This window comes from Streptomyces sp. HUAS 31, from assembly GCF_028198125.1.
Lineage (GTDB): Bacteria > Actinomycetota > Actinomycetes > Streptomycetales > Streptomycetaceae > Streptomyces > Streptomyces chartreusis.
This window is the reverse complement of the sequence record NZ_CP116353.1, coordinates 731,433-747,559: the sequence shown is the minus strand read 5'-3', so window position 1 is coordinate 747,559 and position 16,127 is coordinate 731,433. Positions and strand designations below refer to the sequence as shown.

General features: G+C 71.3%; 16 protein-coding genes. 8 read left to right on the top strand and 8 right to left on the bottom strand.

Going from position 1 to position 16,127, the window contains the following annotated elements; genetic code table 11:
• Positions 1-199 precede the first annotated feature (199 nt).
• Positions 200-1,342, bottom strand: a complete 1,143-nt coding sequence (locus PGH47_RS03095; RefSeq protein ID WP_107909879.1) for an aminoglycoside phosphotransferase family protein — start codon at positions 1,340-1,342, stop codon at positions 200-202.
• 242 nt (positions 1,343-1,584) lie between these two features.
• On the opposite strand from PGH47_RS03095, the gene PGH47_RS03090 reads away from it, so the two are divergent.
• Complete coding sequence (locus tag PGH47_RS03090) at positions 1,585-3,078, top strand: DNA-binding protein NsdB (RefSeq protein ID WP_271662095.1); 1,494 nt, start codon at positions 1,585-1,587, stop codon at positions 3,076-3,078.
• An 88-nt stretch (positions 3,079-3,166) separates the two neighbouring features.
• Here PGH47_RS03090 and PGH47_RS03085 read toward each other — a convergent pair whose 3' ends face one another.
• Complete coding sequence (locus PGH47_RS03085; protein WP_271662094.1) at positions 3,167-4,564, bottom strand: PP2C family protein-serine/threonine phosphatase; 1,398 nt, start codon at positions 4,562-4,564, stop codon at positions 3,167-3,169.
• A 430-nt stretch (positions 4,565-4,994) separates the two neighbouring features.
• Here PGH47_RS03085 and PGH47_RS03080 point away from each other — a divergent pair, with 430 nt between their 5' ends.
• Entirely contained in the window at positions 4,995-5,408 is a 414-nt protein-coding gene (locus PGH47_RS03080; RefSeq protein WP_030951434.1) for an SsgA family sporulation/cell division regulator, read from the top strand.
• Positions 5,409-5,474: 66 nt separating this feature from the next.
• Here the strand turns inward: PGH47_RS03080 and PGH47_RS03075 are convergent, their stop codons facing one another.
• Together PGH47_RS03075 and PGH47_RS03070 are read right to left on the bottom strand one after the other, a co-directional pair.
• Complete coding sequence (locus PGH47_RS03075) at positions 5,475-6,572, bottom strand: baeRF3 domain-containing protein (RefSeq protein WP_271662093.1); 1,098 nt, start codon at positions 6,570-6,572, stop codon at positions 5,475-5,477.
• Between the two features lie 65 nt (positions 6,573-6,637).
• Positions 6,638-8,221 carry an alpha/beta hydrolase gene (locus tag PGH47_RS03070; protein ID WP_271662092.1) on the bottom strand — a complete coding sequence of 528 codons (1,584 nt, stop codon included), beginning with the start codon at positions 8,219-8,221 and terminating at the stop codon, positions 6,638-6,640.
• 270 nt (positions 8,222-8,491) lie between these two features.
• On the opposite strand from PGH47_RS03070, the gene PGH47_RS03065 reads away from it, so the two are divergent.
• Both PGH47_RS03065 and PGH47_RS03060 read left to right on the top strand, forming a co-directional pair.
• On the top strand, positions 8,492-9,148 hold the full coding sequence (locus tag PGH47_RS03065) for a chaplin family protein (RefSeq protein ID WP_271662091.1): 657 nt from the start codon (positions 8,492-8,494) through the stop codon (positions 9,146-9,148).
• A gap of 248 nt (positions 9,149-9,396) precedes the next feature.
• Entirely contained in the window at positions 9,397-10,251 is an 855-nt protein-coding gene (locus PGH47_RS03060) for a GNAT family N-acetyltransferase (protein WP_271662090.1), read from the top strand.
• Positions 10,252-10,288: 37 nt separating this feature from the next.
• Here PGH47_RS03060 and PGH47_RS03055 read toward each other — a convergent pair whose 3' ends face one another.
• A complete protein-coding gene (locus PGH47_RS03055; protein WP_271667966.1) occupies positions 10,289-10,774 on the bottom strand; it encodes a nucleoside deaminase in 486 nt (161 codons plus the stop codon).
• A 135-nt stretch (positions 10,775-10,909) separates the two neighbouring features.
• Here PGH47_RS03055 and PGH47_RS03050 point away from each other — a divergent pair, with 135 nt between their 5' ends.
• Both PGH47_RS03050 and PGH47_RS03045 read left to right on the top strand, forming a co-directional pair.
• Complete coding sequence (locus tag PGH47_RS03050; RefSeq protein ID WP_271662089.1) at positions 10,910-11,686, top strand: GNAT family N-acetyltransferase; 777 nt, start codon at positions 10,910-10,912, stop codon at positions 11,684-11,686.
• A gap of 110 nt (positions 11,687-11,796) precedes the next feature.
• Positions 11,797-12,741, top strand: coding sequence for an NAD-dependent epimerase/dehydratase family protein (locus PGH47_RS03045; RefSeq protein WP_271662088.1), 945 nt, complete (start codon positions 11,797-11,799; stop codon positions 12,739-12,741).
• An 80-nt stretch (positions 12,742-12,821) separates the two neighbouring features.
• On the opposite strand, the gene PGH47_RS03040 is transcribed toward PGH47_RS03045, so the two are convergent.
• The gene (locus tag PGH47_RS03040) at positions 12,822-13,085 is read right to left on the bottom strand and encodes a GlsB/YeaQ/YmgE family stress response membrane protein (RefSeq protein WP_271662087.1); all 264 of its coding nucleotides are present in this window, start codon (positions 13,083-13,085) and stop codon (positions 12,822-12,824) included.
• 70 nt (positions 13,086-13,155) lie between these two features.
• On the bottom strand, positions 13,156-13,731 hold the full coding sequence (locus PGH47_RS03035; protein WP_271662086.1) for a hypothetical protein: 576 nt from the start codon (positions 13,729-13,731) through the stop codon (positions 13,156-13,158).
• Between the two features lie 79 nt (positions 13,732-13,810).
• Between PGH47_RS03035 and PGH47_RS03030 the strand changes: the two genes are divergently transcribed.
• A complete protein-coding gene (locus tag PGH47_RS03030; RefSeq protein WP_271662085.1) occupies positions 13,811-14,551 on the top strand; it encodes a phosphotransferase family protein in 741 nt (246 codons plus the stop codon).
• 21 nt (positions 14,552-14,572) lie between these two features.
• Here the strand turns inward: PGH47_RS03030 and PGH47_RS03025 are convergent, their stop codons facing one another.
• Positions 14,573-15,160 carry a hypothetical protein gene (locus PGH47_RS03025; protein ID WP_271662084.1) on the bottom strand — a complete coding sequence of 196 codons (588 nt, stop codon included), beginning with the start codon at positions 15,158-15,160 and terminating at the stop codon, positions 14,573-14,575.
• A gap of 188 nt (positions 15,161-15,348) precedes the next feature.
• Here PGH47_RS03025 and PGH47_RS03020 point away from each other — a divergent pair, with 188 nt between their 5' ends.
• The gene (locus PGH47_RS03020; protein WP_271667965.1) at positions 15,349-16,116 is read left to right on the top strand and encodes an ArsR/SmtB family transcription factor; all 768 of its coding nucleotides are present in this window, start codon (positions 15,349-15,351) and stop codon (positions 16,114-16,116) included.
• Positions 16,117-16,127: the final 11 nt, after the last annotated feature.

Below are 16,127 nucleotides of genomic sequence, written 5' to 3'. Positions count from 1 at the left end.
AATGGCTGCGCCCGGGCACACCGAGGGCCCGCTCAGATCTCCATCGTCCGGACACATGAAGGCGGCCCCACACACGAGGGCGCTCGGACGCACGAAAGCGCTCGGACACATGAAAGCGCTCGGACACATGAAGGGAGCCGGACGCACGAAAGCCCGCGGTACGCCTGTCTCCAGGGCGCACCGCGGACCACCGTCCCCGTCAGCGAGTGCCGACCGCCGCACGCACGGCCCGCCGGGCCAGCTGGCAGTCGTCGTGCAGCCGCCGCAGAAGCAGCCGCTGTTCCTCGCCGGACGGCGCAGCACCCGGGTGGGCCACTCCCGATGCCGCCGGGGTCGAGTCGTGCATCGAACGCTGCACGGCCGTCTCGTACGTACGGATCTCGCGGGTCAGCACCAGCATCAGGTTCACCAGGAACGCGTCCCGGGAAGCCGGACCCGCCGACTGCGCGATCTGGCTGATCTGCCGACGTGCCACCGGTGCGTCCCCGAGCACCGCCCACAGCGTCGCCAGGTCGTAGCCCGGCAGGTACCAGCCCGCGTGCTCCCAATCCACCAGCACTGGACCGGCCGGTGAAAGGAGGATGTTCGACAGCAACGCGTCGCCGTGGCAGAACTGGCCCATGCCCTGCCGACCCGCGGTCGCCGCGATGCCGTGCAGCAGCTTCTGGAGATCACCCATGTCCCGGTCGGTGAGCAGCCCCAGCTCGTGGTACCGGGAGATCCGGGCCGCGTAGTCCAGCGGCGCGTCGAACGTGCCCGCCGGCGGCCGCCAGGCGTTCAGCCGGCAGATCGCGCCGAGTGCCGCCTTGATGTCCGCACGCGGCGGCACCTCCGTCGGGTGCCGCTGGAGTGCCGCCACCCGGCCCGGCATCCGCTCGATCACGAGCGTGCAGTTGTCCGGATCCGCCGCGATCAGTCTCGGCACTCGCACCGGGGGGCGGTGCCGGACGAACGAGCGGTATGCCGCTATCTCGTGCCGGATCCGCTCGGCCCAGGCCGGCGAGTGATCGAGTAAACACTTGGCGACGGCCGTGCTGCGCCCGGTCGTGCCGACCATGAGTACGGACCGCCCGCTGCGGCGCAGCACCTGCACCGGCGCGAACTCCGGGCAGATCCGGTGCACCGACGCGATCGCCGTACGCAACTGGGCGCCCTGGGGGCCGGACAAGTCGAGTCTCCCGCTGAGCGGTTGGGTGCCGAGCCCCGCGGCGCGCAGCGGTCGGCCCGCGCCGAGCACGGGGGCGGCCGCCGGCCGCGCGGGGGCGAGGTAGGGGCCGCCACCCGCCGGGCGGGCACGCAGCGACCGGGGTGGGGCGGACACGGAGGACGATGCTGCGTACATGGGAGAAACAGATCCCTTCGTGTGCCTTCGACGTATTGCGCTACCCGGCCCGGTCCCCCGGGTGCACCCTGGGGAGTGCGGCCCGTTGTTCAAAGGCGACCGGGTCGGGGTGGCGCGTTCCTACCTGACACCCGTTGCCCAGTGGCACACCATCTGGCGCACCCTGGCGAACCCTGGCGAATAGTCCCGGGGCAACTCTCACCGGGCTACTGTCAACTCAGCCGAGAACCTGGGGGCTTGACGTGAGCGGAGAACCCAACACCCGCCTGGCGGACCTGTTCGGCCTGGCCGGCTGGTCCAAGGGCGAGCTCGCGAGGCTGGTCAACCGGCAGGCGGCGGCCATGGGCCACCCCCAGCTGTCGACCGACACCTCGCGGGTGCGGCGGTGGATCGACATGGGAGAGATCCCGCGCGATCCGGTGCCGCGGGTGCTGGCCACTCTGTTCACCGAGCGTCTCGGCCGTGTCGTGACCATCGAGGACCTCGGTCTGGTCCGGCACGGGCGTACGGGGAAACGGCAGGACGCCGGGAATGTGGAGCATCCCGACGGTGTGCCGTGGGCGCCCGAGCGAACCGCCGCGGTCCTCACCGAATTCACGGGAATGGACCTCATGCTCAACCGACGCGGCTTGGTGGGCGCGGGTGCCGCGCTCGCCGCGGGATCCGCACTCAGCAGCGCCATGCACGACTGGCTGCACTCCGACCCGGCCCTCAAGGCCGACGCCCCCCAGTTCGACGACCCCCTGCACGCCGACCCCGCCGGGTTCGACCGCTACGAGGCCGCCCCCATCGGGTCGCAGGAGATCGAGGAACTGGAGCGCTCGGTGGAGGTGTTCCGGGCCTGGGACGCGGCCCGCGGCGGCGGGCTGCAACGCAAGGCAGTCGTGGGCCAGCTCAACGAGGTGGGCGGCATGCTCGCCTACCGACACCCCGAACATCTCCAGCGGCGCCTGTGGGGCGTCGCCGCCAACCTCGCCGTCCTCGCGGGCTGGATGTCGCACGACGTCGGCCTGGAGCCCACGGCACAGAAGTACTTCGTCATCGCCGCCCATGCGGCCCGAGAGGGCGGCGACCGGCCGCGCGCCGGGGAGGCGCTCTCCAGAGCGGCTCGCCAGATGGTGCACCTCGGCCGGCCAGACGACGCACTCGACCTCATGAAACTCGCCCAGTCCGGCTCCGGCGACGAGGTGCTGCCGCGCACCAGGGCCATGTTCCACACCATCGAGGCCTGGGCGCAGGCGTCGATGGGCAAGGGCCAGGCCATGCGCCGCACCCTCGGACGCGCGGAGGACCTCTTCGTCTCCGACCGGAGCGACGTGCCCCCGCCGAGCTGGATGCAGACCTTCAAGGACGAGGATCTGTACGGCATGCAGGCCCTGGCCTACCGCACGCTGGCCGAGTACGAGCCGGGCGCTGCCGCACACGCCCAGCACTTCGCGGAGAAGGCCCTTGCCCTGCGCGTCGACGGGCGGGAGCGTTCGAAGATCTTCGACCATCTGTCCATGGCGTCGGCCTGCTTCATCGCGGACGACCCCGAACAGGCCGACCGCTACGCACGACTGGCCCTGATGGCGATGGGATCGAACTCCTCAGGCCGCACCTGGGACCGGCTCCGGCAGATGTACCGGCTCACCGCCGAGTACTCCAGCTACCCGAGGATCCACGAACTGCGGGAGGAGATCCGGATGGCGCTGCCCAAGGCGAAGAGGCCGGGCGGCGAGAGCGCACGGGCGTGACAGCGCACAGTCATAGGGGGACTGTGCGACCGACCGCGGCGCCGATGCCAAGGTTCCTGCGGGGCAGTTCCCTCAGGAGCGTCACCTTCTAGTACGTCACCCTGGCCACGAGCACGCAGGCGTCGCCCTCGCGCTCACTCTCACCGAACTCGTCGACGACCAGTCGTACGCAGTCCTGTGCCGTGTCCGTCTCACCCAGGCGGGGGCCCAGGTCGAGGAGGAGGTTCACGGAGTCCACTGGGTTGTGCCCCGGCACCAGTCCGTCGGTGTGCAGCACCAGCAGGTCGCCCACCTCCAGGGTCTCCTCGGCCTGCGCGTACACGGCACCCGGGGTGGCGCCCAGCAGGACGCCGTCCGGCGCGATCAGCCTGCGCCCCGTCCCGCCGCGGAACAGCAACGGGGCGGGGTGTCCGGCCTGCGCCCAGGTCAGGGTGCGGGTGTCGGGCCGGTAGCGGCAGCAGACGGCGCTACCGAGGGCCGGCTGGACGGTGGCGTCGAGTAACTGGTTCAGCCAGGACATCAGTTGGCCCGGCTGGGTGCCGGCCATCGCCATGCCGCGTACGGCGCCCAGCAGGGCCGCCATGCCGGAGGCCACGGCCACGCCGTGTCCGGTGAGGTCGCCGACGCTCAACAGCGTCTCGCCGTCGGCCAGTTCGAGTGCGTCGTACCAGTCGCCGCCGATCATCGCGCTCGTCGACGACCGGAGGCAGCGGGCCGCGAGGTCCAGCGTCTGCGGGCCCTGGTGCGGGAGCCGCAGGGAGCCACGCCACGGCGGCAGCACGGCCTCCTGCAACTCGACCGCCAGCCGGTGCTCGGTGTGCGCCCGGTGGCGCTGGAGCGAGTCACGGGTCTCGCTCACGGCGCGCTGGCTCCGGCGCAGTTCACTGACGTCCCGCAGCACGGCCCACATCGAGGAGGTGCTGCCGTCGGAGTCGAGCACGGGCTCGCCCATCATGTGCACGGTCCGGGCCTCGCCGTCAGGCCGTACGATCCGGAACTCCCCGTCGATGGGCTTGGCGTCGACCAGGCAGTCGGTGACCATCGCCGTGAGCCGGCGCCGGTCCTCGTCGAGCACGACGGACGGCAGCTCGTCGAGGGTGAGCGGCGCGGCGGCGGGGTCGCGGCCCAGGATCTGGAAGAGCTCACCGGACCAACTGGCCTCGTCCGTCAGCAGGTTCCACTCCGCGCTGCCGACCCGGCTGAGCAGCGAGTCGCGCTCGGGCGGGGGAGGGGTGGCCGCCGGGGACGGGAGCGGGCCGTCGCGCAGCTGCCCCAAGTGCTCGTCGAGGTCGTCGAGTTGGTGCAGGGCGAGGTCGCACAGCGCTCGCTGCCACCGCTCCTGCGGGTCGGATCCGTCGCTCTGCGTGTCCCGCCGCACGGCGTCGACATCGCCCTTGAGCCGCCGTGCCTGCGATATGAGCGCATCGACGGAGCCACGACCTGGCGGCTGGGCGGCGGGGCGGTCCGCAGAGAGATGGGGCGGCATGACGCACTCCGATGCGGGGACGGTACGACCAAGGCTGACGGAAGGACCGTTACGACTGTTGCACAGCCCGCGACGCGCTGTAAGGGATTTGGCAACACCTGATTCGGTGGTGCGTCCGGCATATGCCAGAGTCCCTCCGGAGGGCTCGTGCGGTACGAACGGCGTACGTCGCGGATGGGTCCAAGTCGTAGGTGACATACGGGTTTTGATGGTCTGTAGGGACGATCGTACGGCCCTCACGCACATGTTCGACGGTCGCGTGTTCCAGAGGTGGAGCGGCGGGCATGGTGCGGCGGATGACTCCTCGGCGAGGGAGTGATGCAGCTCACAAAATTGGTGCGCTCCTGGGTGTACTGCGGGGGGCGCCTGCGGAGTCGTAAAGACACAGCGGCAAAACCGTCCCGACCGCCGACCGCAGGGGAGACCGCACATGGACATCGCCCTCGAGCAGCCCGCCCGCGCCCGCCTCATCACGGGCGAGGAGCGCGAGGTCCCCGTGCCCGCCACACTGCGGTACGCCTCCACCGACCCGCTGGCGGTGTACATCGACTTCCCGGGCGAGGTCTCCCTCGACGGCCGGGGCGCCACCTGGACCTTCGCCCGCGGTCTGCTGGAGACGGGGCTGCGCGGCCCCGCGGGCGACGGGGACGTGCACATCTGGCCGTGCGGCGACGAGCGGACCGTCGTGGAGCTGCACTCGCCGTACGGCATGGCGCTGCTCCAGTTCGACACCGGCGCGCTGCAACGCTTCCTGCTGCGGACCTACGCGGTGGTCGCGTCCGGCGAGGAGGACCTGGAGGCGGTCGTGGAGCGCGGTCTGAGCGCGCTCTTCGACGGGGTGTGAGACCGGGCGCCGGGTGCCGCGCGAGGAGGCCGGTGAGCTGCTGCCGGCCTCCTCGGCACGTCCGCGTCAGTAACGCAGCACCCCCGCGATCCCGCGGGCCTCGCCGAGGGTGCCGTCCGGCACGAAGCGGACCTCGGCCCCGGTCTCCAGGCACTGCTCGACGATCTCGTCCACGATGTCCTCGCGGGAGTCGAGATCACCGCTCGCGGCCGGGATCAGATGGTCGCCGCCCTCGTCGCGCACCGTCACCCGGTAGTTCTCCTCGACGGCCAGCAGACGTACCCGGCCCTCGCGGGCGCTGCGCCAGACCTCGTCGACGCCGGCCGCGAACGACTTGCGGCCCTGGGCGTTCTCGAGCTCGCGCATGACGGCGCCGGCGCTCTCGCGGGCCTCGGCGGTGATCCGTGGCTCGATCGCCTGCCACACCGCGTCGCGGGTGCCGTGCGCGAGGCCGCCGTGCGGGATGTGCACAGCGATCTTCGTGCTGCCGCCGATCTCGGTCAGCAGGGACAGCGCCGCCTGTTCGCCGGTGACGTAGAGCGGCCGCGGATCGCGCCGCAGGATCGTGCTCATGGCCGAGTCGGCGTCCTTGAGGAAGTGGCGGGTGTCCTCGTCGCGGAACGTGCTCGGCGTGTCCCCGATCTGCTCCCGGCGTTCGGCGTCGAAGTTCTCGGCGCGCCGGGTCAGCGGGAAGCCGCCGAGGCGGGCCTCGGTGATGCGGTCGAGGCTGCCGTTCCACAGGGTGACGCGGTCGGCGGAGACCGACAGCACCCAGTACGGGCGTTCGGCGGCCTGCGCGGAGACCAGGTTGCGGGTGAGGAAGGTGTCCGAGAGCACCACGCGCTCGGGCACGGTGCGGGCGAGCGACCACACCTGGTGCTCACCCGGCGCGGCGAAGATGACCAGGCCGTCCTCGGCGTAGGTGAGATCGACTTCCGCGAGCGCCTGGTCGAGCTGTCGCTCGACGTCCGTGCGCCGCTCGCGGGTGACCGAGGGATCGGCCTCCAGCTGCTTCTTGGCCTCGGCCACGACATTGCGCAGCCGGACCTGGTCCTGGGCCCGATAGGGCTCGCGGGGATGCGTCGGCGTCAGCACGGACACGGCCGGATACGGGCGCGGGCGCCGCAGCTCGGTGAGGGTTGTGGGACTGAGTGCGTGCTCCATAACAGCACGATAGGACCGATTCACCGATCGGGCATTAGGGGCAATCCGATCACCCCGCCCGGGGCCTACTCCCTGTCCTCCTCCGTCCCGCAGGAACTGCCGTCGGCCGGCAGCGTGCCGTACAGCAGGAAGGTGTCGACCTTGGCGTGCACACACTTGGAGGAGGCGTAACCGGTGTGCCCGCCGCCCTTGTTGTCGAGGACCACGGCCGAGGGCCCGAGGCGCCTCGCCGTCTCCACGGTCCAGCGGTACGGCGTCGCGGGGTCCCCGCGGGTGCCCACGAGGAGCATCTTCGAGGTGTCCACGTCCTTCACCTCATCGCGGATGAAGTCCGTGCCCCGGGGGCGGCCGTAGCACATCAGCACCCCGCTGAGCCGGTACGGGCCGAAGACGGGCGACGCCCGGTAGTACTCGGCGCGCAGCCGGTCGAGGTTGTCGACGATCTGCCTGCCGGTGGGCCGGTCCGGGTCGTCCGCGCAGTTGATCGCCATCAGCGCCGCGGGCATGTTGTCGAGGGGGACTTCCTCCTCGTCCACCAGGCCGCCGTCGGGATCGTCGGTCTCCTCGCGCCTCGGGGGCGCGGCCCCGCCGGCCGCGAAGGACTCGATGGCGTGCGTGTCGCCGTCCTCGACCAGGGCCGCCAGGGCCCGCTCGAGGGAGGGCCACAACTCTTCGCTGTACAGCGCCTGTCCGAGCGCGCCGACCAGGTCCTGACCCGTGAACGGATCGCCGAAGGCCGACGGCACCGGGTCCGCGTCCAGCGACTCGACGAGGCGTACGACCTGCTTGCGGGCCTCGCGCGCGTCCTGCCCGAACGGACAGGCGATGTCCTTCACACACCAGTTGATGAACTCGTCCAGCGCCTTCTGCTGCCCCTGCGCGCCCGCCACGCCCTGCTCGGTCAGCGGCTCCGTCAGTGTGTCCACGCCGTCGAGCACCAACCGGCCGACCTTGTCCGGGAACTGGGCCGCGTACACCGCGCCGAGCCGCGTTCCGTACGAGAAACCCAGGTAGTTGAGCTTGTCGTCGCCGAGTGCCGCGCGCATCACGTCCATGTCGCGCGAGGCGTTGACCGTGCCTATGTACGGCAGCACGGGGCCGGAGTGACGGGCGCACACGTCGGCCGCCTTCTGCAACTGGGACAGCACGGCCTGTGGATCACGGCTGAGGTCGGTGCCGTCCTCCGGCAGCTGGATCTGCTCCTGGCCGTCGCCGCAGCTGACCGGGGAGGACCTGCCGACGCCGCGCGGATCGAAGGTCACGACGTCGTAGTTGTCGGTGAGCTCCATGAACTCCTTGCCGCCGGACATGAACTCGGGGATGCCGGGGCCGCCCGGCCCGCCGAAGTTCAGCAGTACCGAGCCCCGCTTGTCGCCCGTGGCCCGATAGCGGGCGAGTGCCAGGTCCAGCGATCCCTTTCGGGGGTGGGCGTAGTCGAGCGGGACGGTGACCTTGCCGCACTGAAGATCCTTGGGCAGTCCCTCTCCCGGGCATTTCGACCAGGTGACCTTCTGCCCGTAGAAGCCGCCCAGGTCGGGATCGGAGTCGGCGGTGTTCGCGGACAGGCCCGTGGCGGACAGGGCGAGACCGACCGCGCAGGTGACCGTGCAGCGTCGCAGCATGGGCCGCGTTGACAGCTTGGCCAGCATGGATGCCTCCAGGACGCCCGTCGCGGACCGGGAAACGGCGTCCTCGATCACGATAAGCGGGCCCCGGAAGGGACGCCTCCCGGGATGCGGGGGCGTCCGGGCGGTCGTACCCTGCGCCCCTTGTGTTCCTATCGGGCGTTTTTGCCGCTAGTTCGACAAACGTGACACTCGATGGGGTGAAAGGCAGATAAGCCATAACTCCAATGGTTCGCCCGCGTTTTATCCGATGCGGGCGAGTGCTCGTGAACAAGTCTGGAAGGCAGGGAACCTATGAGACGGGTTACCCGAAACGGTGTGATCGCCTTCGCCTCTGCCGGGGCGATGGCTGTGACGGTGCCGGCATTCGCCGATTCCGCGGCGGACGGTGCCGCGACCGACTCGCCGGGGCTGCTCGCCGGCAACACCATCCAGGTCCCGGTGCACGTGCCGGTGAACGTGTGCGGGAACACCGTGAACGTGGTGGGGCTGCTGAACCCCACCGCCGGCAACAAGTGCGTCAACGAGGACGGTGGGCACAAGACCAAGGCACCCTCGCCCTCGGGCGGCGGCGGGGCCTCGGCCCAGGGAAGCGGAAAGGATTCACCCGGTGTCGTGTCCGGGAACCTCGTGGAACTGCCGGTCCACGTCCCAGTGAACGTCTCCGGCAACAGCGTGAACGTGGTCGGCGTCGGCAACGCGGCGGTGGACAACGAGTCGGTGAACACCTCCGTCCCGCCGCGCACCACCAAGCCCGCTCCGAAGCCGGCCACGGAGCCCAGGTCGCATCCGCCGAGGTCGGTGCCGCCCGCGCACGTGCCGCACGCGCCCGAGGCGACGCTGGCCTACACCGGAGCGGACCACACCGCCCCCACCGTGGCGGGCGCCGCGGCCCTCGTCCTGGGCGGGGCCGTCCTGTACCGCCGCTTCCGCCCGAGGTCGATGCGCTGACCTGCGCCGCGTCGCGGTACGGCAGGCCCCACCGGGCACACGAGCGGTGGGGCCTTTGTCGTACGCGGGCAAGAGGTCGCGTGCGACGGCGGGCGCTCGCGGCCGTGCGAACTGTTGCCCGGCAGGTCCCCCGAGGGGTGCCGCAACGGCTTGATCATGCCGTGACGCCCTCCCCGGAGATCCGCGAGGATGCTGCGTACGCGGATGATCACCGCGCGTACCCACCCCCCACGGAACGGAGCGCATCCATGGCCTCTCCGGCCCCCGAAGACCTCGTCATCACCCTGGCCGGCCCGGACGACTGGCCGGTCGTCCGCGGCTGGGCCGTCGACGAGGGCTGGAACCCGGGAGTATCGGACAGCGCGGCCTTCTTCGCGCAGGATCCCGAGGGCTTCTTCATCGGCCGGATCGACGGCGAGCCCGTCTCGGCGATCTCCGTCGTCAACTACGGCTCCGACTACGCCTTCCTCGGCTGGTACCTGGTCCGCCCCGACGCCCGCGGCCACGGCTACGGGCTCACCACCTGGAAGACGGCGCTGGCGCACGCCGAGAACCGCACGGTGGGCCTCGACGGGGTCGTCGCGCAGCAGGACAACTACCGCCGCTCCGGCTTCGAGCTCGCCCATCGCACCTTCCGGTACACCGGCACCGCACCCGCTCGCACGACCCCGGCGGACGTGCGGGCGGTGCGGCCGGAGGACGTCGAGGACATCACCAAGTACGACGCGACCTGCACGCCGGCCGACCGGCCCGGCTTCCTCGCGCACTGGCTCACCGGCCCCGGACACCACGCCGTCGTACGCCGCGCCGGAGACCGCGTCACCGGATACGGCGTGATCCGCCCCGGCCACGACTGCCCGCGCATCGGTCCCCTCTTCGCCGACACCCCCGAGGACGCACGCGCCGTCTTCGACGCCCTGATCGCGGAGGCGGCCGGCGGCCAGGTCGCGATCGACGTGCCGGAGACCAACCCGGCGGGCGTCGCCCTCGCGGAGGAGGCCGGCTTCACGCCCTCCTTCGAGACGGCCCGCATGTACACGGGTCCGGTACGGCCGTACGCCCGGGAGCGCGTCTTCGGCGTCACCACGCTGGAACTCGGCTAGCGGGCTCCCGTCGGTGCTCGGGTCGAGGGCGTCCGCCTCAGCCCGTGCGCCGGTGGAACCGGAAGTGCAGTGCGCGGATGTCCTCCGTCAGCTCGGGCACGGGGCCGTCCACGGCCACGCCCGGCGCGACCTCCTGGATCGACAGCGTCCGCACCGGCGGGGCCGGCACCCCCAACTCGCCCAGCCATTCGCCGAGTTGCTGCGACGAGGCGACGTACACGATGCGTCCCAGGCCCACCCACGCGTGCGCGGCCGAGCACATCGGGCAGTGCTCGCCGGAGGTGTAAACCGTCGCGGCCGCACGCTCCTCGGGCGACATGTGGGCCGCGGACCACCGCGCGAGTTCGAACTCGGGGTGCCGGGTGTGGTCGCCCGAGGCCACCCGGTTGTGGTCCTCGGCGAGCACCTTTCCGTCCGCCCCCACCAGAACCGAACCGAACGGCTCGTCCCCGGTCTCCAGCGCCTCTGCCGCGAGCTCGACGCAGCGACGCAGGTGCGGCAGTTCGGTGTCCTTCACGACCATGGCTTCCGGCCCTCCAAGCGGCACGACTTCTCCCTGCGCCTTCCATGGTCGCCCACGCCGGGCCGGAAGGAGAGGCGGGGCCGTCCGATCCGGAAAGGTCTTGCCGCGGCGGCGGCGCGGTGCTGGAGTGGCCTCATGGATCATGCCGCGGTACTCGCCCTGTTCGACCGGGACATGCGTGAAGGCGCACAACCGGACGGCCCCGACGCACGCGTCGAACGGGTGGGCCGCATCGTCCGCCAGGTGTCGTCCGAGCACGGCTGGAACGGCGTCGTGTGGTCCGACCTGGACGCGGCCGGCGCCGACGCGGCGATCGCCGAACAGATCGCCCACTTCTCCGGACTCGGCCGCGAGTTCGAGTGGAAGCTCTACGGCCACGACCTCCCGGTGGACCTCGGTCAGCGGCTCAGGGCCGCCGGCTTCGTGGGCCGGCCCGAGGAGACCCTGATGATCGGGGAGGTCGCCGACCTGAATCTGGACGCCGAGCCACCGGAAGGCATCCGCATACTGCCGGTGACCGACAGTGCCGGCGTCGACCTCGTCGCCCAGGTCCACGAGAAGGCGTTCGGCACCGACGGCTCCCGGCTCAGGCATCAGTTGCTCGCCCGGCTCACGGCCGACGCGGACACCGTGGTCGCGGTCGTCGCCCTGGCCGGTGACACCCCGGTGAGCGCGGCCCGGATGGAGCTGGTGCCGGGCACGCGGTTCGCCGGGCTGTGGGGCGGCGGGACCGTCGAGGACTGGCGGGGCCGCGGCATCTACCGTGCGCTGGTCGCCCACCGTGCCCGTGCCGCCGTGGACCGCGGCTACCGGTATCTCCAGGTCGACGCCATGAGCAGCAGCCGTCCCATCCTGGAGAGGCTGGGCTTCGAACCGCTGACGACCACGACGCCGTACGTCCACACGCCGTAGGGCCGATCGCCACGGTCCGTGACCTGCTGCGACGGCTCGCTTCGTGACGTGATGACGGTCGCACCCGGTCCGGATGTCACATCCGGGCCCCGCCGGTTCGTCGCAAGGTCATGACGACGAACCACAGCGACGACAGGAGCACCGGCCGGGCGATCCTCCTCGCGGGCGCCGGCGGCGTCCTCGGCCGGCACATCACCCGTGCCCTGACCGAGGCGGGCCACGAGGTCACCGGTCTCGGCCGCGGCGCACGCAACGACATCCGGGCCGACCTGATGGACCGGGACGCTCTGCTGCGCGCCGTCGACGGACACCGCTTCGACACGGTGATCCACGCGGCGACCGTGCTGAGCAAGCCGCCCATGCGCCACCGCGACATGCACGCCACCAACGCGCTGCGCACCGACGGAACCGCCCACCTCGTCGAGGCCGCGCGGGCCACCGGTGCCCGGCGTCTCGTGGCCGAGTCGATGGTCTTCGGATACGGCTACGGCGACCACGGCGACCATGTGCTCACCGAGGACGATCTCTTCGGGCCGAGCGGCCGTTCCCCGGAGCGGGAACGGCACATCGAGGCGATGCGTGTGAAGGAACGACTCACCCTCGAAACCCCGGGGCTTGACGGCATCGCCCTGCGCTTCGGACTCTTCTACGGCCCCGGCGGCACCGACGCGCTCCTGCCCATGCTGCGCAAACGGCAACTGCCCTTGCCCGCAGACCACGGCCGGGTCCTGCCCTGGATCGAGCTCACCGACGCGGCCCGTGCGGTGGCCGCCGCCGTCGAACGCGGGCGGCCCGGCCAGGCGTACAACATCGCCGACCGGACGCCGATGGGGTGCGGGAGCCATGTCCGGTGCGTGGCCGAGGAGTTCGGGCTGCCGAAGCCGATGACCGTACCGCTGTGGCTGATGCGGCCCATGTCGTACGCGCACACGGTGATGTCGGCGACGCTGCGGGTGTCCACGGCGAAGGCCGAGCGGGAACTCGGCTGGACGCCGGTCCATCCGGCGGCCCGCGACGGCCTGGCCGCGATGCGGGCCGCCGGGGCGGTCGCCTGACGTGGGGGGTGCCGTGCGGAGCCGGGCGCCGTGGAGCCCGTGTCGCCGGCGCGGCGCCCGCTCGTTCTCCCGGTGTGGTGTCAGCGGCGTGCCTTCGCCCGGTCCAGTGCCGCCACGCCGATCGCGGCGAGGCCGATCTGGATGAGCCACTCGATCCAGTCGACTCCGTCGGTGTCGGCCACGTCCAGGCCGGCCGCGAGTGCCGAGCCCAGCAGCGCGGCCACGATGCCGACGAGGATCGTCCACAGGACACCGATGCGCTGCCGACCCGGAACGACGAGCCGGCCGAGCACACCGATGACGATGCCGATCACGATGGCACTGATGATGCCCGAGATCTCCATTTCGCCCCTCTTCCTCCTGTCCCCGCAGTAATGCGAGTTCCCCGTGGAGAGAGGGACAGTCCGTTCCGCTTCAGCCGGCGGTAGGTGTCCGACCGGTCGCCGCCGAGGGGACGTCCACGGTCCAGCCCGTCGCCGCCACCACCTCCGCGGCGATGTCGATCACCGTGCGGCCGTCCGTCGGTACGCGCCGCACGTCATCGGGTGCGTGTTCGTCCAGGAGCCGGGCCTTGCGCCGGCTGCCGCGCATCTCGTGCTCCAGCTCGGAGCCCAGCTCACGCCCGGTCAGGCGCTGTGCGGCCGTCTCGTCGGTCGCGGTCAGCAGCACCCGCACGAGCCGTACGTCGTCCCCCATGGCGCGGCGGAACATGGGCGCCGCCATGTCGAGCACGCTCGTGGTGTTGGTGTAGACGAGCCGCCGGTAACCGAGCTCGGTGTAGTTCGCCCACACCGCGGCCAGGTTCCGTGCCGTGATGTCCGAGCGGTGCGCGTCGGCCGGCGGCGCCGGATGAACGGCCCCCATGAAGTCGCCGTCGATCACCGCGTGCGCGACCCGCGCGGCCCGCAGCCGGGCCGAGACCTCCCAGCCGACCGTGGTCTTCCCGACCCCGGCCCGCCCCCCGATCAGTAGTACCTCGGCGTGATCCATACCGGCAGCGTGCCCGGGTGCGGGCTTGCTTCGCGAGTGGTTTTGTGGGCAGATGATCGTCTGATCGGCGGAGGTGCGAATGACGGAGCGGGTGCTCGGCGGCGGAGCCGTCAACGAGGTCGTGCGGGTCGGGACCACGGTGCGGCGTCCACCGCACGAACGGTCGGGCTATGTGCGGGAGTTGCTGGCGCTCTTCGAGTCACGGGAGTGGGCGGGCGCCCCGCCCTACATCGGGACGGACAAGCAGGGGCGGGAGGTGTTCGGCTACCTGGAGGGGCGGGCGGCCGTCACCGCCGAGGAGCGGGCCGTGGCCCGCACGGACACCGCGCTCGTGCGGGTGGCCCGACTCGTGCGCGCCGTCCACGACATGACGCACGGAACCGCACTGGCCGGCGACCGGGACGTCGTGTGCCACAACGACCTCGCCCCGAAGAACACGGTCTACACGGTCGAGGACGGCGAATGGTGGCCGACCGCCCTCGTCGACTGGGACCTGGCCGCACCCGGCGAGCGGGTGCACGACCTCGCGCACGTGTGCTGGCAGTACCTGGATCTCGGGCCGCGTGTCACGGATGTGCCCGAGGCGGCCCGGCGGATCGCCCTCGTACGTGACGCGTACGGTCCGTGCGACGGCGGCGAGGACCTCGTGGACACGATCCTGTGGTGGCAGGACCGCTGCCGGCAGGGCATCGAGGCGGGTGCGCAGCGCGGTGAGCCGGCCATGGTGGCGCTGCGGCAGCGCGGCGTCCTGGTCGAGGTGCGCGACGCCTATGCCTGGACGGCCGAACACCGGGGCGCGCTGGGGGCGTTGCTGCGCTGACGCGGCGCACGGGCGCGGGCTCTAGGCCGCGTCGCCCCAGGACGCCAGTCTGCCGTCCGGGTGGAGAGCGACGTGCAGTCCGTCGTTCTCGCCGTACGCGGCTCGGCCGTCGGCGACGAGTGTGTCGAGCCGCTTGCCGCCCGCGTAGACGTCAGCCTCGTAGTGGTCGGCCGTCAGCCGGTAGATCCTGGCCGTCGTCGACCCGTCCGCCAGCGTCGACGTGCCGATCAGGACGCGCTCGGCGGCCGGCTCGGGCTTCGGCTCGGCACGCTCGACCCAGGACGAGACCCGGCCGTCCGGGCGGAGCGTGACGTGCAGCCCGTTGTGCTGGGCGTGCGTGGGCATGCCCTGGGTGTACAAGGTGCCGTACTTCGCTCCCTCGGCCCAGATCTCCGCCTCGTAGCGGTCCTTGCCGGTCCTGTAGACCTTGGCCCGGCCGGCCTCGTCCGCGAGCTTCACCGTCGTCACGTACACGCGCTTTGCCTTGGTGGGCTGGGACATGGACGGGATGTGCGCGGGGGCGGCGAGCGCGCCGGCGGCCGAGATGCCGAGTGCCGTGGTGACACCGGCGGCGACGAGGGCGGTGCGCAGGGTGCGGGAAGCACGCATCAGGGAGTCGTTTCCTTCGGTGGGGTTCGTTCCGACGCGTTCGAAGCTACGGACCGTCCATCAAGGGACCCCATACGTCATGTAACAGCCATTCGACACATGCTTCTCAGAGCGGGCAAAACTCTTCGATTGACATGCAGGTGATTGCCTGCATAACGTTGAGTGTGCGATCAGAGAGCGACCCCGCGATGGACAAGGTCTTCAAGGCGCTGGCCGACGACACGCGCAGACGGCTCCTGGACCGGCTGCACGAGGACAACGGCCAGACGCTGGGCGAGCTGTGCGCGCGCATCGCCATGACTCGTCAGTCGGTGACCCAGCACCTGGGCGTCCTGGAGGCCGCCAATCTGGTCAGCACGGTGTGGCGGGGGCGGGAGAAGCTGCACTACCTCAATCCGGTCCCGCTCCACGAGATCCAGGAGCGGTGGATCGACAAGTTCGAGAGCCCGCGCCTGCGCGTGCTCGGGGCCGTGAAACGACGAGCCGAGGAAGCCATGACCGACAAGCCCACATTCGTCTACGTCACCTACATCGAGAGCACACCCGAGAAGGTCTGGGACGCCCTCACCGACGCCGACCTGACCGCCGCCTACTGGGGACACAGCAATGTCTCGGACTGGCGGCCCGGTTCCCGCTGGGAGCATGTCCGCACCGACGGCTCGGGCATCGCCGACGTGGTCGGCACCGTCGTGGAGAGCGAGCGTCCGACCCGGCTGGTCACCACCTGGGCGGCGCCGGACGAGGAGGGGCAGCAGGACAGGCACTCCCGGGTCACCTTCGACATCCGGCAGCACGCCGAGATCGTCCGGCTCACCGTGACCCACGAGGACCTCGCGGACGAGAGCGAGCGTGCCGACGTGTCCTCCGGCTGGCCGGCGGTGCTGTCCAACCTCAAGTCGCTGCTGGAGACCGGCCACGTCCTGCCGCAGGAGCCGTGGCTGATGCCGGCGCACTGAGCGCGCCGAAG

Excerpts from the sequence above, each read along its gene's own strand:
- PGH47_RS03095 (WP_107909879.1), bottom strand. The coding sequence starts at position 1,342 with ATGTACGCAGCATCGTCCTCCGTGTCCGCCCCACCCCGGTCGCTGCGT.
- PGH47_RS03085 (WP_271662094.1), bottom strand. The coding sequence starts at position 4,564 with ATGCCGCCCCATCTCTCTGCGGACCGCCCCGCCGCCCAGCCGCCAGGT.
- PGH47_RS03080 (WP_030951434.1), top strand. The coding sequence starts at position 4,995 with ATGGACATCGCCCTCGAGCAGCCCGCCCGCGCCCGCCTCATCACGGGC.
- PGH47_RS03075 (WP_271662093.1), bottom strand. The coding sequence starts at position 6,572 with ATGGAGCACGCACTCAGTCCCACAACCCTCACCGAGCTGCGGCGCCCG.
- PGH47_RS03070 (WP_271662092.1), bottom strand. The coding sequence starts at position 8,221 with ATGCTGGCCAAGCTGTCAACGCGGCCCATGCTGCGACGCTGCACGGTC.
- PGH47_RS03065 (WP_271662091.1), top strand. The coding sequence starts at position 8,492 with ATGAGACGGGTTACCCGAAACGGTGTGATCGCCTTCGCCTCTGCCGGG.
- PGH47_RS03060 (WP_271662090.1), top strand. The coding sequence starts at position 9,397 with ATGGCCTCTCCGGCCCCCGAAGACCTCGTCATCACCCTGGCCGGCCCG.
- PGH47_RS03055 (WP_271667966.1), bottom strand. The coding sequence starts at position 10,774 with ATGGTCGTGAAGGACACCGAACTGCCGCACCTGCGTCGCTGCGTCGAG.
- PGH47_RS03050 (WP_271662089.1), top strand. The coding sequence starts at position 10,910 with ATGGATCATGCCGCGGTACTCGCCCTGTTCGACCGGGACATGCGTGAA.
- PGH47_RS03045 (WP_271662088.1), top strand. The coding sequence starts at position 11,797 with ATGACGACGAACCACAGCGACGACAGGAGCACCGGCCGGGCGATCCTC.
- PGH47_RS03040 (WP_271662087.1), bottom strand. The coding sequence starts at position 13,085 with ATGGAGATCTCGGGCATCATCAGTGCCATCGTGATCGGCATCGTCATC.
- PGH47_RS03035 (WP_271662086.1), bottom strand. The coding sequence starts at position 13,731 with ATGGATCACGCCGAGGTACTACTGATCGGGGGGCGGGCCGGGGTCGGG.
- PGH47_RS03030 (WP_271662085.1), top strand. The coding sequence starts at position 13,811 with ATGACGGAGCGGGTGCTCGGCGGCGGAGCCGTCAACGAGGTCGTGCGG.
- PGH47_RS03025 (WP_271662084.1), bottom strand. The coding sequence starts at position 15,160 with ATGCGTGCTTCCCGCACCCTGCGCACCGCCCTCGTCGCCGCCGGTGTC.
- PGH47_RS03020 (WP_271667965.1), top strand. The coding sequence starts at position 15,349 with ATGGACAAGGTCTTCAAGGCGCTGGCCGACGACACGCGCAGACGGCTC.